Source organism: Streptomyces sp. NPDC003456, assembly GCF_042878735.1.
In the GTDB taxonomy this organism is placed as follows: domain Bacteria; phylum Actinomycetota; class Actinomycetes; order Streptomycetales; family Streptomycetaceae; genus Streptomyces.
This window is the reverse complement of record NZ_JBIAOK010000003.1, coordinates 1,081,254-1,096,621: the sequence shown is the minus strand read 5'-3', so window position 1 is coordinate 1,096,621 and position 15,368 is coordinate 1,081,254. Positions and strand designations below refer to the sequence as shown.

At 73.9% G+C, this 15,368-nt stretch carries 9 protein-coding genes; 5 read left to right on the top strand and 4 right to left on the bottom strand.

Annotated elements, in window-relative coordinates; all coding sequences use genetic code 11:
- Positions 1-19: 19 nt before the first annotated feature.
- Positions 20-1,513 (bottom strand): 30S ribosomal protein S1, encoded by a 1,494-nt coding sequence (rpsA, locus tag ACFYWG_RS15820; RefSeq protein WP_114251453.1) that lies wholly within the window; start codon positions 1,511-1,513, stop codon positions 20-22.
- Between the two features lie 315 nt (positions 1,514-1,828).
- Here rpsA and ACFYWG_RS15815 point away from each other — a divergent pair, with 315 nt between their 5' ends.
- Positions 1,829-2,689, top strand: coding sequence for a class I SAM-dependent methyltransferase (locus ACFYWG_RS15815; RefSeq protein ID WP_376331985.1), 861 nt, complete (start codon positions 1,829-1,831; stop codon positions 2,687-2,689).
- Between the two features lie 71 nt (positions 2,690-2,760).
- A complete protein-coding gene (gene hrpB, locus ACFYWG_RS15810; protein WP_389201706.1) occupies positions 2,761-5,277 on the top strand; it encodes an ATP-dependent helicase HrpB in 2,517 nt (838 codons plus the stop codon).
- Positions 5,278-5,376: 99 nt separating this feature from the next.
- Here hrpB and ACFYWG_RS15805 read toward each other — a convergent pair whose 3' ends face one another.
- Positions 5,377-7,146, bottom strand: a complete 1,770-nt coding sequence (locus ACFYWG_RS15805) for a lytic transglycosylase domain-containing protein (protein ID WP_389201704.1) — start codon at positions 7,144-7,146, stop codon at positions 5,377-5,379.
- 362 nt (positions 7,147-7,508) lie between these two features.
- Here ACFYWG_RS15805 and ACFYWG_RS15800 point away from each other — a divergent pair, with 362 nt between their 5' ends.
- The gene (locus ACFYWG_RS15800) at positions 7,509-8,366 is read left to right on the top strand and encodes a DUF4184 family protein (protein ID WP_383503492.1); all 858 of its coding nucleotides are present in this window, start codon (positions 7,509-7,511) and stop codon (positions 8,364-8,366) included.
- Here ACFYWG_RS15800 and ACFYWG_RS15795 read toward each other — a convergent pair.
- Entirely contained in the window at positions 8,284-8,946 is a 663-nt protein-coding gene (locus ACFYWG_RS15795) for a hypothetical protein (protein WP_383503493.1), read from the bottom strand. The genes ACFYWG_RS15800 and ACFYWG_RS15795 overlap by 83 nt on opposite strands.
- 326 nt (positions 8,947-9,272) lie before the next feature.
- Complete coding sequence (gene polA, locus ACFYWG_RS15790) at positions 9,273-11,999, bottom strand: DNA polymerase I (protein ID WP_385418074.1); 2,727 nt, start codon at positions 11,997-11,999, stop codon at positions 9,273-9,275.
- Between the two features lie 397 nt (positions 12,000-12,396).
- On the opposite strand from polA, the gene ACFYWG_RS15785 reads away from it, so the two are divergent.
- Together ACFYWG_RS15785 and ACFYWG_RS15780 are read left to right on the top strand one after the other, a co-directional pair.
- Positions 12,397-14,676, top strand: coding sequence for an FdhF/YdeP family oxidoreductase (locus ACFYWG_RS15785; RefSeq protein ID WP_385418071.1), 2,280 nt, complete (start codon positions 12,397-12,399; stop codon positions 14,674-14,676).
- 53 nt (positions 14,677-14,729) lie between these two features.
- A complete protein-coding gene (locus ACFYWG_RS15780) occupies positions 14,730-15,218 on the top strand; it encodes a PaaI family thioesterase (RefSeq protein ID WP_376323882.1) in 489 nt (162 codons plus the stop codon).
- The last annotated feature ends 150 nt before the right edge of the window (positions 15,219-15,368 follow it).

Genomic DNA, 15,368 nt, shown 5'->3' with positions numbered 1-15,368 from the left:
GCTAGTGCTCAGCGGGCGTTCAGCTCTGCCCACCGGCCAGCTTCTCGCGAAGCGCGGCGAGCGCCTCGTCCGAGGCCAGCGCGCCGGAGTTGTCCGGGCCCTCGGAGGAGTACGAACCGCCACCGGACGCGGCCGGAGCGGCGGCCTCGCCACCCTCGGCAGCGGCCTTCTCGTCCGCCTCGCGGGACTTGATGACCTGCGCCTGGTGCTGCTCGAAGCGCTGCTGCGCCTCGGCGTACTGGCGCTCCCACTCCTCGCGCTGCTTCTCGTAGCCCTCGAGCCAGTCGTTGGTCTCGGGGTCGAAGCCCTCGGGGTAGATGTAGTTGCCCTGGTCGTCGTAGGACGCGGCCATGCCGTACAGGGTCGGGTCGAACTCGACCGCCGACGGGTCGGCACCGAAGGACTCGTTGGCCTGCTTCAGCGAGAGGCTGATGCGACGGCGCTCGAGGTCGATGTCGATGACCTTGACGAAGATCTCGTCGTTGACCTGGACGACCTGCTCCGGGATCTCCACGTGGCGCTCGGCCAGCTCGGAGATGTGGACCAGACCCTCGATGCCCTCGTCCACGCGGACGAACGCACCGAACGGAACCAGCTTCGTGACCTTGCCGGGCACGACCTGGCCGATCTGGTGGGTGCGGGCGAACTGCTGCCACGGGTCTTCCTGGGTCGCCTTCAGCGACAGGGAGACACGCTCGCGGTCCATGTCGACGTCGAGGACCTCGACGGTGACCTCCTGGCCGACCTCGACAACCTCGGACGGGTGGTCGATGTGCTTCCAGGACAGCTCGGAGACGTGGACCAGACCGTCGACGCCACCCAGGTCCACGAAGGCACCGAAGTTGACGATCGAGGAGACGACGCCGGAACGGACCTGACCCTTCTGGAGGGTCGTGAGGAACGTCTGGCGGACCTCGGACTGGGTCTGCTCCAGCCAGGCACGGCGGGACAGGACCACGTTGTTGCGGTTCTTGTCCAGCTCGATGATCTTGGCCTCGAGCTCCTTGCCCACGTAGGGCTGGAGGTCGCGGACGCGGCGCATCTCGACCAGGGAGGCCGGGAGGAAGCCACGGAGGCCGATGTCGAGGATGAGACCACCCTTGACGACCTCGATGACGGTACCGGTGACGATCCCGTCCTCTTCCTTGATCTTCTCGATGGTGCCCCAGGCACGCTCGTACTGGGCGCGCTTCTTCGAGAGGATCAGGCGGCCTTCCTTGTCCTCCTTCTGAAGGACGAGGGCCTCGATCTCGTCACCGACGGCGACGACCTCGTTCGGGTCGACGTCGTGCTTGATCGAGAGCTCGCGGCTCGGGATCACACCTTCGGTCTTGTAACCGATGTCGAGCAGGACCTCGTCCCGGTCGACCTTCACGATGACGCCGTCGACGATGTCGCCGTCGTTGAAGTACTTGATCGTCTCGTCGATCGCGGCGAGGAAGGCTTCCTCGTTACCGATGTCGTTGACCGCTACCTGCGGGGTGGTGGCGGTGGTCTCGGTGCTGCTCGTCATGTGGGAAAGGGCTCCGGTACGGACATTGAAGTCGTAGGTACTGCTACGCCGGGAGCCCGTTTCGCTCTGCAGAAGCCGGACAGCCAAGGAAGCGCCCCGCAAGAACGGTGGCGCCTCGACAACCGAGGGGACATACATACAGATGCGAGCGCAGCCTGCTACGTCTGAGGTGCGCAGGCCCGCAGCGCAACTTGTAGCATACGGGGGCAGCCGGGCAGGGTCAATGCGCGAAGCCGCCCACCCGGGGCGGAACGGCGCATACCCGGCACGATTCGTGTCGTCCGAGGCCACGCAGGGGCGCACGACGCCCCCTTTGTGACGTCGCCGGGACCGGCTGGACGGAAGAGTACGACGAGGGAGCCGATCATCCAAGAGCCCGAAGCGCCCGAACCCGAGGCCACCCGCCGCTCCGCCGGGGCCACGGAGAGCTCCCGCGCCAATCGTGGCTGGTGGGACCGGAACGCGGACGAGTACCAGACCGAGCACGGCACCTTCCTCGGCGACGACCGCTTCGTCTGGGGCCCCGAGGGACTGGACGAGGTCGAGGCCGAGCTGCTCGGCCCGCCGGAGGAGCTGAAGGGCCGCGACGTCCTGGAGATCGGCGCCGGCGCCGCCCAGTGCGCGCGCTGGCTGGCCGCCCAGGGAGCGCGTCCGGTCGCCCTGGACATCTCCCACCGGCAGCTGCAGCACGCGCTGCGCATCGGCGGCTCCTTCCCCCTGGTGTGCGCCGACGCCGGCGCCCTGCCCTTCGCGGACGGCTCCTTCGACCTGGCCTGCTCGGCGTACGGGGCGCTGCCCTTCGTCGCCGACCCGCGCCAGGTGCTGCGGGAGGTGCGCCGGGTGCTGCGCCCGGGGGGCCGTCTCGTCTTCTCGGTGACGCACCCGATCCGCTGGGCCTTCCCGGACGAGCCGGGACCCGAGGGCCTGACCGTCTCGGCGTCCTACTTCGACCGAACGCCCTACGTCGAGCAGGACGAGGAGGGCCGGGCCGTCTACGTGGAGCACCACCGCACCCTCGGCGACCGCGTCCGGGACGTCGTGGCGTCGGGCTTCCGCCTGGTCGACCTCGTGGAGCCGGAGTGGCCGGCCTGGAACACCTCCGAGTGGGGCGGCTGGTCCCCGCTGCGCGGCAACCTGATCCCCGGCACGGCCGTCTTCGTCTGCGAGCGCGGCTGACCCCGCGCGCGGGCACGGGCCGGCGCACCCGCGCGTGCCAGGCGCCGCGCCCGGCGTACGACACTGAGGGCGTGATCCGTTACGACGCCCTGGACGCCCTGCCCGTACGCGGTGCCCTGCCCGCGCTGGACGACGCGCTGGAGGGGCACGGCACCGCCGTGCTCGTCGCGCCGCCCGGCACCGGCAAGACCACCCTGGTGCCGCTCGTGCTGGCCGGGCTGGTCGGCGGCGGGGCGCGGCGGCGGGTCGTGGTGGCCGAACCGCGGCGGATCGCGGCCCGGGCGGCGGCGCGGCGGATGGCGTGGCTGCTGGGCGAGAGGACCGGCGAGAGCGTCGGCTACACCGTGCGCGGGGAGCGGGTCGTCGGGCGGCACACGCGCGTGGAGGTCGTCACGACCGGCGTGCTGGTGCAGCGGCTGCAGCGCGACCAGGAGCTGGCCGGGGCCGATGTCGTGGTCCTCGACGAGTGCCACGAGCGGCACCTGGACGCGGACACGGCGGCGGCGTTCCTGTGGGACGTGCGCCAGACGCTGCGTCCGGAGCTGCGGCTGGTCGCCGCCTCGGCGACGACCGACGCGCAGGGCTGGGCGGCGCTGCTGGGCGGGGCCCCGGTGGTCCGGGCCCGGGGTGCCGCGCATCCGGTGGAGGTGGTGTGGGCGCCGCCGGCGCGTCCGGTCCGGCCGCCGCACGGGATGCGGGTCGACCCGGCGCTCCTCGCGCACGTGGCGTCCGTGGTGCGGCGCGCGCTGGCCGAACGCGAGGGGGACGTCCTGTGCTTCCTGCCCGGCGTCGGCGAGATCGCCCGGGTCGCCGCGCAGCTCGGCGCCCTCGACGGGGTGGACGTGCTCCAGGTGCACGGGCGGGCTCCGGCGGCGGTGCAGGACGCGGTGCTGCAGCCCGGGGAGCGCCGGCGCGTGGTGCTGGCGACGTCCGTCGCCGAGTCGTCGCTGACGGTGCCGGGCGTGCGGGTCGTGGTGGACGCGGGCCTCGCGCGCGAGCCGCGGGTCGACCACGCACGCGGGCTGAGCGCGCTGGCCACGGTACGGGCCTCGCAGGCGGCCGGGCGGCAGCGGGCGGGCCGGGCCGGCCGTGAGGCGCCCGGGACGGTGTACCGCTGCTGGGCGGAGGCCGAGGACGCGCGCCTGCCGCGCTTCCCCGCTCCGGAGATCAAGGTGGCCGACCTGACGGCGTTCGCCTTGCAGGTGGCGTGCTGGGGGGATCCGGACGCCTCCGGGCTGGCGCTGCTGGATCCGCCGCCTTCCGGGGCCATGGCGGCGGCACGGGAGGTGCTGGAGGCCATGGGGGCCGTCGATCCGGCGGGGCGTGCCACCGAGCGGGGCGCCGCCCTGGCCGGGCTGGGGCTCCATCCCCGGCTGGGCAGGGCGCTGCTGGACTCCGTGCCGCTCGTGGGGGCCGAGCGGGCCGCGGAGGTGGTCGCGCTGCTCAGCGAGGAGGCTCCGCGGGAGTACGGGGACGACCTGGCGGGCGCGCTGCGCCGGGCCCGGCGCGGGGGTGACGCCTACTCCTCGCGGTGGCGCAGTGAGGTGCGGCGGCTGCGGGCCGCCGGCTCGGGGCTGTCCGGGTCACCGGCGGCCGGGTCGTGGCGAGACCTGCCGGAGGACCGGCAGGTCGGCGTCGTGGCCGCCCTCGCCTTCCCGGAGCGGGTCGCCCGGGCCGACGGCGGGTCGTACCTCATGGTCTCCGGCACCCGCGCCGAAGCCGGTGAGGCGAGCGCCCTGCGCGGGGTCCCGTGGATCGCCGTCGCCGTCGCCGACCGCCCCGTGGGGAAGGGACACGCGCGCGTGCAGCTCGGTGCCGTCGTCGACGAGGAGACGGCCCGGCTCGCGGCGGGCGCGCTGCACCGGGAACGGGAGGAGGTGCGCTGGGACGGCGGGGACGTCGTCGCGCGGCGGGTGGAGCGGCTCGGGGCGGTGGAACTGGCGGTGCGGGCGCTGAAGGACGCCGACCCCGCGCTGGTGCGCGCGGCACTTCTCGACGGGCTGCGGCGGGAGGGGCTGGGGCTGCTGCGGTGGCCGGCGGAGGCGGTCGTCCTGCGGCAGCGGCTGGCGTTCCTGCGGCTGCGGCTCGGGGAGCCCTGGCCGGACGTGTCGGACGAGGCGCTGCACGCGCGCGTGGACGAGTGGCTGGAGCCGGAGCTGAGCCGGGCGCGGCGCCGTGCGGATCTGGCGCGGATCGACGCCGGGGAGGCGCTCACCCGGCTGCTGCCGTGGGCCTCCGGGGATGCCGGGCGGCTCGACGAGCTGGCCCCGGAGCGGATGACCGTGCCCAGCGGGTCGAGGGTCCGGATCGACTACGCGCGGCCGGAGCAACCGGTGCTGGCGGTGAAGCTGCAGGAGATGTTCGGGCTGCAGGAGTCGCCGCGGGTCGCCGGGGTGCCGCTGCTGGTGCACCTGCTGTCCCCGGCGGGGCGCCCGGCGGCCGTGACCGCCGACCTGGCCTCCTTCTGGCGGGACGGATACCAGGGGGTGCGGGCGGAGCTGCGCGGGCGGTATCCGAAGCATCCGTGGCCCGAGGACCCGGCCGCGGCGGAGCCGACCCGGCACACCAACGCACGGCTCAGGCGCTGAAGCGGGCCCGCGACCGCACACGGCGAGAGGCGTGCCGCGCGACGGGACGCGGACGACGACGCCCCTCCCGGGTGGGAGGGGCGTCGTGCCGGTCGGCTGCTACGCGGTCGGCTCCGCCGAGGGGCTCGGTGAGGACGACTCGGCCACCGCCACGGTCAGTTCGACGGTGAGGGTCGCACCGCCCGCGGTGGTGACGCGGAGCAGGAACGTGCCGCTGGTGTCGTCCGCGTACAGCTCGGGCAGCGTCAGCAGGCCCTTGGCGTCCGTCCTCAGGCCCGCGAGGGTGCGTACGGGCTTGCCGTCGGCGCCCTTGAAGTAGGGGCCCTTGTCGTTGGCGGTGGCGTCGTCCGCCGACCTGACGAGGGTGGCCGTGGCCGCGACGCCGTCGGCCACGGCGCCGCCGTACGTGGCCTTCACCTGCACCTGGTCGGCGAACTCGCCGCCGGGGGCGCAGGTCAGGGCCGCGTCGCCGGTCCGGGTGAGCTTGTCGGCGGCGCGCTCGGTGACGGTGGCCTTGTAGTCGAGGCCCGGGACCGTGCGGCCCACGACGGTGGCGCGGACGGTGACGGTGCCGGTCTTCTCCCCCGCCTTCAGGGCGGGCGCGACGGCGACCCCGGCGCTGTTCGTGGCGACCGTGGCGACGCTCTCCCCTCCGGCGAAGGCGGTGTCGGTCTCGCCGAGGATCGTGAAGCGGACGCGGACCTTGCCGACGGCCTTGCCGGCTTCGGTCTCGGCGCGGGTGCTGATCCGCTGCGCGAAGGCGTCGCCGGCCATGGCCGTGAGCTTCGCCGTCCCGGCGTCCTCCAGGTGGTGCACCGTGTCGGTGGGCGTGGGGGTCGTCGTGGGCGGGGTGCTCGGGTTGTCCGTACCGGGCGGGGTGGTGGGCGGCTTGGGCGGGGTGCTCGGGTCGCCGCCGGGCTTGTCCGGCTTCGGTCCGGGCTGCGGCTTGGACGTGGCCGGAGGCTTCGTGGCGCCCGGGGTGCCGGGGGTGCTCGGGGCGATGGGGGTGCTCGGGCTCGTGCGGCCGGTGCCGGCGCCGCCGTCGCTGCGGTTGCCCGGCAGCGTGCCCGTGCCGTCGGGGACTTCGTGGGCGCCCTTGCGGTAGTAGTCCAGCCACCTCATCACGAGGTTGAGGTACTCGCGCGAGTTGTTGTAGCTGAGGATCGCCCGGTCCAGGTCGTTCTGGTCGGACAGGTCCCAGTTGTTGCGGCACAGGTAGTGGCCCGCGGCGAGCGCGGCGTCGTAGACGTTGTTGGGGTCCTTCGTGCCGTCGCCGTTGCCGTCGCGGCCCGCCCAGGCCCAGGTGGACGGGATGAACTGCATGGGGCCGACGGCCTGGTCGTAGGAGCTGTTGCCGTCGTAGGCACCCTTGTCGGTGTCCTTGATGAGGGCGAAGCCGTTGCCGTCGAGCTGCGGGCCCAGGATCCGCCCCAGCGTGGTGCCTTCGGCGTCCACGCGGCCGCCGCGGGCCTGGCCGGACTCCACCCGTCCGATGGCGGCGAGCAGTTGCCAGGGCAGGTTGCAGCCCGGCTTCGCCTCGCGCAGCGCGGCCTCGGCCTTCTTGTAGGCGTCGAGGACGGTCGCGGGGATGCCGGACTCCGTGCCGCCCTGGGCGATCGGCCCGGTTCCGGTGGACGGCGACGGGTTGGGGCTCTTGAGCGGCGGCAGGTCCGTGTAATAGGGCGAGTTGCCCGTGGCGCTGTCACCGGAGGCCGTGGCCTCCGGTGAGGGGATGGCGTCGGCTGCGGTCTGTCTGCCGTGGTCGTTGACGCCCGGAGCCTGGGAAGCGGACAGAGCCGCGACCGCTGCCGCGGCCACGGCGGTGCTTGCCGCTCCCTTGCGCAGCCTCCTGCCGAATTGCGCCGCCATAGAGTGAACCCCTCCCGTGGACGCCGTGACGTCCTGTCTCCGCCTGCAGTGTTCGCCCTGTTGTGACGATCGGCCCGCCCGAGTGGTTGCCCTCGGACGGTCACCTCTCTTCTTCCGTGCGCGTTCTGCGTCCTCCGCCGTACCCGCCGCGCGCCGCGTCCGAGCGGTGTGAGGCGCTCCGGCGCGGCGGCTGTGGCGACCCTACGACAACTTCGTTTCCTCGGGCACCCGTTCGTGCCCGGTATTCACCGATGGGCCATATGCGATCGTGACGGTGCCGGCACGTCGGCGCCCCGCACCTCCGGGCCGCCGGCCGCCGGGCCCCTTTCCCGGGCCGCCGACCACCCGCTCGAGGAGCCGAGTTGCCGTTCACGCTGAGCCATGCGGCCGCCGTACTGCCCGCCGTCCGCACCGACGGGACAGGCCGGGGCCGGCTGGTGCCGGCCGTCCTGGTGGCGGGGACCTTCGCGCCCGACATGACCTACTACGCGGCGAGTGCGCTGTCCGGGGCGATGGAGTTCGGTGACGTCACGCACGGCCTGCCGGGGGTGTTCACGGTGGACGTGCTCATCGCCTGGGCGCTGGTGGGGCTGTGGCTGCTCGTGCGGGAACCGGTGGTGGCGCTGCTGCCGCGCGCGAGGCAGGGTCGGGTGGCGGTGCTGCTGCGGTGCGGGGTGCCGCGCGCCCGGGTGCGGCCGTCGCTGGTGGCGTGGTGGTACGTGTCCGCCGTGCTCGGGGCGCTGACGCACGTGGTCTGGGACGCGTTCACGCACCTCGACCGGTGGGGCATGCGGGTGTTCCCGGTCCTCGGCCGCGAGGTGGCGGGCTCACCGCTGTACTGGTACCTGCAGTACGGCGGTTCCGCCCTGGCCGCGGTCGTGCTCGCGGTGTTCGTGGCGCGGGCGCTGCGCCGGGTGCCGGGTGGGGAGCCGGTGGGGGTGCCGGTGCTGTCCGGGCCGGACCGGTGGACGGCCGCCGCCGTGATCGGCGGTTTCGCGCTGGCGGGGGCGGTGCAGCGGGTGTCTCGCTGGTGGGCGTACTGGGGTGCCGTGGCCAAGCCGTGGGAGGTCGTTCCGACGGTGTGCTTCGGCGCGGGCGCCGGAGTGGTCCTCGCGCTGCCGCTGTACGCCGTGGGCGTCAGGCTGTGGCGTCCGGCTCCGGGCCGTGCGGATCCTGCCCGTGGCGCCGATGCGGAGCCGAGCCGTCCCGGCGCTCGCTGAGCGGGGCGCCGGGCGTGGTGATGTACACGGTGATGGTGGTGGTGTGGGCCGGGCGGGGCCGCGGGAGCAGGGCGAGGACGTAGGTGAGGTAGTCACGGGCCCGCCGGGTCCACGGCCGGGCGGGCCCCCGGGCCGTACGGCTGCGCGGCGGCCGGGCCGCGCGACGGGCTTGCGCGCGGCCGCCGCTGTGCGGGTGGCCCGCGCCGGCCGCTCCGTGCGGGGCGACGGCGGCCGGCAGGTCGCATGCGGGGCCGGCGGGCCCGGGGGCCGCGGGCAGGTTCCCCGGGCCGGTGAGACCGAGGGCCTCGGGCAGGTCCCGCGGGTCGTCGAGACCGAGCAGGGCGGCCAGGTCGCGGGGGCCAGTGATGCCGGGAGGGCCGGCGGGGCCGCCGTCGGCCCGGGCCGGGTCCGCGGACCGTCCGCCCCGGGTCAGGCGCTGCCGGAGGTCCGCCGTCGCCTCGCGCACGGCCGCGGTGAGGGTGAAGGGGACACGGACCGTGCTCGCGGCGGCCTCGAACGCCGGCACCGGCGGGTGCGCCGTGCCGGCTGCCGTGCGCTTGAGGAGCGTACGTATACCCATGACCCGCATCCTGACCATGCGCGGGGCCGCGGGGCGCCTTGTCGGGGTCCACGCGAGTGACGGGCCGGGCGGGGTGCGGGAGAAGGGCCGGGCCGGGCGGGAACAGCCGGGTGCTCCCCCGCCCGGTGTGCGGCGAGCGGCTAGGGTCTGTCGTTTGGATCATGGCGCAGGGCGTCGGCAGCATCTGTGAACGCCGGTGAGCGGGGCCTGGTGCGTGCAGCTGCAAGGCGGAGGAGGGAGTCGATGCGGAGCATCGGCGAGTGACGACAACGCGGCAGATGCGCGTGCCAGGCCCCGCGTCTGCGGCGTGATCCGAACGACAGGCCCTAGTGGGCCGCCGATTCCCAGTCGGAGCCCGCTCCGACCGAGACGCCCAGCGGGACGCGCAGCTCCACGGCGTGGGACATCTCGCGGCGGACGAGTTCCTCCGCGGCGGCCCGCTCGCCCGGGGCGATCTCCAGCACGATCTCGTCGTGCACCTGGAGGAGCATCCGGGAGGCCAGGCCCGCCTCCCGCAGGGCGTCGTCCACCTTCAGCATGGCGATCTTGACGATGTCGGCCGCCGTGCCCTGGATGGGCGCGTTGAGGGCCATCCGCTCGGCGGCCTCGCGGCGCTGGCGGTTGTCGCTGTTGAGGTCGGGCAGGTAGCGGCGGCGCCCGAACAGCGTCGCCGTGTAGCCCGTGGCACGGGCCTCGTCGACCGCCCGGCGCAGGTAGTCCCGGACGCCGCCGAACCGCTCGAAGTAGGCGTCCATCAGCGCGCGGGCCTCGGCCGCCTCGATGTTCAGCTGCTGGGAGAGGCCGAAGGCGGACAGGCCGTAGGCCAGGCCGTACGACATGGCCTTGATCTTGCGGCGCATCTCGGCGTCCACCGCGGCCGGCTCGACCGCGAAGACCTGGGAGGCGGCCGTGGTGTGCAGGTCCTCGCCGGAGGTGAACGCCTCGATCAGGCCCTCGTCCTCGGAGAGGTGGGCCATCACGCGCAGTTCGATCTGGCTGTAGTCGGCCGTCATGAGGGACTCGAAGCCCTCGCCGACGACGAAGCCGCGGCGGATGGCGCGGCCCTCGTCCGTACGGACCGGGATGTTCTGCAGGTTCGGGTCCGTGGAGGAGAGGCGGCCGGTGGCGGCGACGGTCTGGTTGAACGTCGTGTGGATGCGGCCGTCCGCGGCGATCGTCTTGATCAGGCCCTCGACGGTGACGCGGAGCTTGGCCTGCTCGCGGTGGCGCAGCATGATCACCGGCAGCTCGTTGTCCGTCTGCGTGGCGAGCCAGGCCAGGGCGTCGGCGTCCGTCGTGTAGCCGGTCTTGGTGCGCTTGGTCTTGGGCAGGGCCAGCTCGCCGAAGAGGACCTCCTGGAGCTGCTTGGGCGAGCCCAGGTTGAACTCGTGGCCGGCCGCCGCGTGGGCCTCCTTCACCGCCTGCTGGACCGCACCCGCGAACATCTGCTCCATGGCCTCCAGATGGGACCGGTCGGCCGCGATGCCGTGCCGTTCCATGCGGGCGAGCAGGGCGGACGTGGGCAGCTCCATGTCCCGCAGCAGGTCGGCGGCGCCCACCTCCTCCAGCCGGCCCTCGAAGGCCTCGCCGAGGTCGAGGACGGTACGGGCCTGGATCATCAGGGCCTCGGCCTCGGCCCCCTCGTCGGCGCCGAAGGCGAGCTGCCCGTCGGCCGCGGCGGCCGGGGTCAGCTCGCGGTGCAGGTACTCCAGGGACAGCGCGTCCAGGTCGAAGGAGCGGCGGCCCGGCTTGACCAGGTACGCGGCGAGGGCCGTGTCCATGGTGACGCCCTCGACGCTCCAGCCGTGCTCGGCGAAGACGCGCATGGCGCCCTTGGCGTTGTGGAACACCTTGGGCCGGCCGGCGTCGGCGAGCCAGGCGGCGAAGGCCCGCTCGTCGGCCTCGTCCAGCTGGGAGGGGTCGAACCAGGCGGCCGCGCCGCCCGGGGCGGCGAGCGCGACCTCGGCGACCGAGCCGGTGCCGAGCGCCCAGGCGTCGACCGTGGCGACGCCGAGGGGCTGCGCGGCGTGCTCGGTGAGCCAGGCGGTCAGCTCGCCGGTGGCGATCACCGTGCCGTCCAGCTGCACGCCCTCGGTGCTGATCGGGGTGGCCTCGGCCTCCTCGGCGCCCGGGTCGACGGCGAAGAGCCGCTCGCGCAGCGACGGGTTCCGGATCTCCAGCGTGTCCAGGACCATCGCGACGGCCTTGCGGTCGTACGGGGCCCGCTCCAGCTCGGTGACGCCCTTGGGGAGCTCGACCCGGCGCTCCAGCTCGGTGAGGCGGCGGTTGAGCTTGACGGACTCCAGGTGGTCGCGGAGGTTCTGCCCGGCCTTGCCCTTGACCTCGTCGACGCGCTCGACGAGGTCGGCGAAGGAACCGAACTGGTTGATCCACTTCGCGGCCGTCTTCTCACCGACACCGGGGATGCCGGGCAGGTTGTCGGAGGGGTCGCCGCGCAGGGCGGCGAAGTCCGGGTACTGCGCGGGCGTCAGCCCGTACTTCTCGAACACCTTCTCCGGGGTGAAGCGGGTCAGCTCGGAGACGCCCTTGGTCGGGTACAGGACGGTCGTGTGCTCGCTGACCAGCTGGAAGGAGTCCCGGTCGCCGGTGACGATCAGGACCTCGAAGCCCTCGGCCTCGGCCTGCGTGGCGAGCGTGGCGATCACGTCGTCGGCCTCGAAGCCGTCCACGGCGAAGCGGGCGGCGCCCATCGCGTCGAGCAGCTCGCAGATCAGCTCGACCTGGCCGCGGAACTCGTCCGGGGTCTTGGAGCGGTTCGCCTTGTACTCCGTGAACTCCTGGGAGCGCCAGGTCTTGCGGGAGACGTCGAAGGCGACGGCGAAGTGCGTGGGCGCCTCGTCGCGCAGCGTGTTGGCCAGCATCGAGGCGAAGCCGTAGATCGCGTTCGTCGGCTGGCCCGTCGCGGTGGTGAAGTTCTCCGCGGGCAGCGCGAAGAACGCGCGGTAGGCCAGCGAGTGCCCGTCCATGAGCATCAGTCGGGGGCGGCTGCCGCCGGAGGTCTTGTCGGTCGTCTTCGATGCTGTCTCTGCCACGCCCCCGATCCTGCCACGCCCCACTGACACTCCGCCCCGCCCCGCCCCGGCGCACGCCGACGGCCGGCGACCCGTCACGCAGGCAGGGGCCGACGGGACACCCCCTGCCCGCCCCGGGTGACGGGTCCAACGCCCCGTGCGGCTGGTCCTGCTCGCCCGGCTGCCCGGATGCCCCGCCCGGCTTCCCGGCTGCCCCCGCCCGGCTGCCCGGCCGCCCCCGCGCCCGCCCGCTGCCCCTCCCGGACCCGTTGCCCCACCCCCCGTCCGCCCGTTCCGGGCCCCGGCGGCCGGTGCCCGGACCCCGCCCTGTCCCGTCCCGCCCGCCCCCCCTCCGCCGTCACCCCCGCGTGGGAGGATCGGAGACGTACCTCACAGCGCAGTGGAAGGGGAGCGGGCGATGGCCTCCAAGCCGCCCAAGAGTGATCCGGTTCAGGACGCACCGCAGGTCGCCGGGCCGCAGCACGCGGCGGCCGGGCTCCCCGCGATCGGGCACACCCTGCGCGTCGCGCAGCGCCAGATGGGCGTCAAGCGCACCGCGCTGACCCTGCTGAGCGTCAACCAGAAGGACGGCTTCGACTGCCCGGGCTGCGCCTGGCCGGAGCCCGAGCACCGGCACAAGGCCGAGTTCTGCGAGAACGGCGCGAAGGCCGTGGCCGAGGAGGCCACCCTGCGCCGGGTCACGCCCGAGTTCTTCGCCGCGCACCCGGTCGCCGACCTGGCCGGCCGCAGCGGCTACTGGCTGGGCCAGCAGGGCCGCCTCACCCACCCCGTGTACCTCCCCGAGGGCGGCACGCACTACGAGCCGGTCACCTGGGAGCGCGCCTTCGACATCGTCGCGGAGGAGATCGGCGCCCTCGGCTCCCCGGACGAGGCCGTGTTCTACACGTCGGGCCGCACCAGCAACGAGGCCGCGTTCCTCTACCAGCTGTTCGCCCGCGAACTCGGCACGAACAACCTGCCCGACTGCTCGAACATGTGCCACGAGTCGTCCGGCTCGGCCCTGTCGCAGACCATCGGCATCGGCAAGGGCAGCGTGCTGCTGGAGGACCTGTACCAGGCCGACCTGATCATCGTCGCCGGGCAGAACCCGGGCACGAACCACCCGCGCATGCTGACGGCCCTGGAGAAGGCCAAAGCGGGCGGTGCCAGGGTCATCAGCGTCAACCCGCTGCCCGAGGCGGGCCTGGAGCGGTTCCGGAACCCGCAGACCGCGCAGGGCATGCTGCGGGGCGCCGCCCTCACCGACCTGTTCCTGCAGATCCGCATCGGCGGCGACCAGGCCCTGTTCCGCCTGCTCAACAAGCTGATCCTGGAGACGGAGGGCGCGGTCGACGAGGCGTTCGTACGCGAGCACACGCACGGCTTCGAGGAGTTCGCCGAGGCCGCCCGCGCCGCCGGCTGGGACGAGACGCTGACGGCGACCGGCCTGGCCCGCGAGGACATCGAGAAGGCGTTGGCCATGGTGCTGGCCTCGCAGCGGACCGTCGTGTGCTGGGCGATGGGCCTCACCCAGCACAAGCACTCGGTGCCCACCATCCGCGAGATCGTGAACTTCCTCCTGCTGCGCGGGAACATCGGCCGCCCGGGTGCGGGCGTGTGCCCGGTGCGCGGCCACTCGAACGTGCAGGGCGACCGCACGATGGGCATCTTCGAGCGCCCGGCCCCGGCGTTCCTGGACGCCCTGGAGCGGGAGTTCGGCTTCGCCCCGCCGCGCGAGCACGGCTACGACGTCGTCCGGGCCATCCGCGCGCTGCGCGACGGCCGGGCGAAGGTCTTCTTCGCCATGGGCGGCAACTTCGTCTCCGCCTCGCCCGACACGGAGGTCACCGAGGCGGCCGTGCGGCGGGCCCGGCTGACCGTGCACGTGTCGACGAAGCTGAACCGCTCGCACGTGGTCACGGGCGCGCGGGCCCTGATCCTGCCCACGCTCGGCCGCACCGAGCGCGATGTGCAGGGCGGCGGCGAGCAGTTCGTGACGGTCGAGGACTCCATGGGCATGGTCCACGCCTCCCGGGGCCGGCTGGAACCGGCGAGCCGGCACCTGCTGTCGGAGCCGGCCATCGTCTGCCGTCTGGCCCGCCGCGTCCTGGGCGGGAGGAGCACCACCCCGTGGGAGGAGTTCGAGAAGGACTACGCGACGATCCGCGACCGCATCGCACGCGTGATCCCCGGCTTCGAGGACTTCAACGCGCGCGTGGCCCGCCCCGGCGGCTTCGCGCTGCCCCACGCCCCGCGCGACGAGCGCCGATTCCCCACGGCCACCGGCAAGGCCAACTTCACGGCCGCGCCCGTGGAGTACCCGGACCTGCCCGAGGGCCGGCTGCTGCTGCAGACCCTGCGCTCGCACGACCAGTACAACACCACGATCTACGGCCTCGACGACCGCTACCGGGGCATCCGGGGCGGCCGCCGGGTCGTGCTGGTCAACCCCGAGGACGCGCGGACGCTGGGGCTGGCCGACGGCACCTACGTGGACCTGGTGAGCGAGTGGCGCGACGGCGTGGAGCGCCGGGCACCCGGCTTCCGCGTCGTGCACTACCCGACCGCCCGGGGCTGCGCCGCGGCCTACTACCCGGAGACCAACGTGCTGGTGCCGCTGGACGCCACGGCCGACGTCAGCAACACCCCGGCCAGCAAGTCCGTGGTGGTGCGTCTGGAACAATCGGCGACCGACTGAGCGTTCGCTCAGGCACAGTGGTCGAGTGACGAGGACGAACGGAGCCGGGCCCCATGGGTGAGCAGCAGCAAGTGAAGTTCCCGCAAGAGGTCGTCGACGAGTACGCAGCGCTCGGCGTGGACCTTCCGGCGTTGTTCTCCGCGGGCCACCTCGGGACCCGGATGGGCGTCCAGATCACCGAGGCCTCCCCGGACCGGGTCGTGGGCACGATGCCGGTCGAGGGCAACACCCAGCCGTACGGACTGCTGCACGGCGGTGCCTCCGCGGTGCTGGCGGAGACGCTCGGCTCGATCGGTTCGATGCTGCACGGCGGCAGCTCCAAGATCGCCGTCGGCGTGGACCTGAACTGCACCCACCACCGCGGCGTGCGCTCCGGCCTGGTCACCGGGGTGGCCACGCCCGTGCACCGGGGCCGCTCCACCGCCACCTACGAGATCGTGATCACCGAGGAGAGCGGCAAGCGGGTGTGCACCGCCCGCCTGACGTGCCTGCTGCGCGACGTGAAGCCGGGCGACGCGGAGATCGTCCGCGACGCGGGCTGAACCGACGTAGGGAAAACCCTGGAGGGGGGGGGGGGGGGGGGGGGCCGCCCCCCCCCCCCCCCCCCCCCCCCCGCCCCCCCCCCCCCCCCGCCCCCCCCCCCCCCCGCCCCCCCCCCCCCCCCCCCCCCCCCCCCCCCCCCCCCCCGTCCG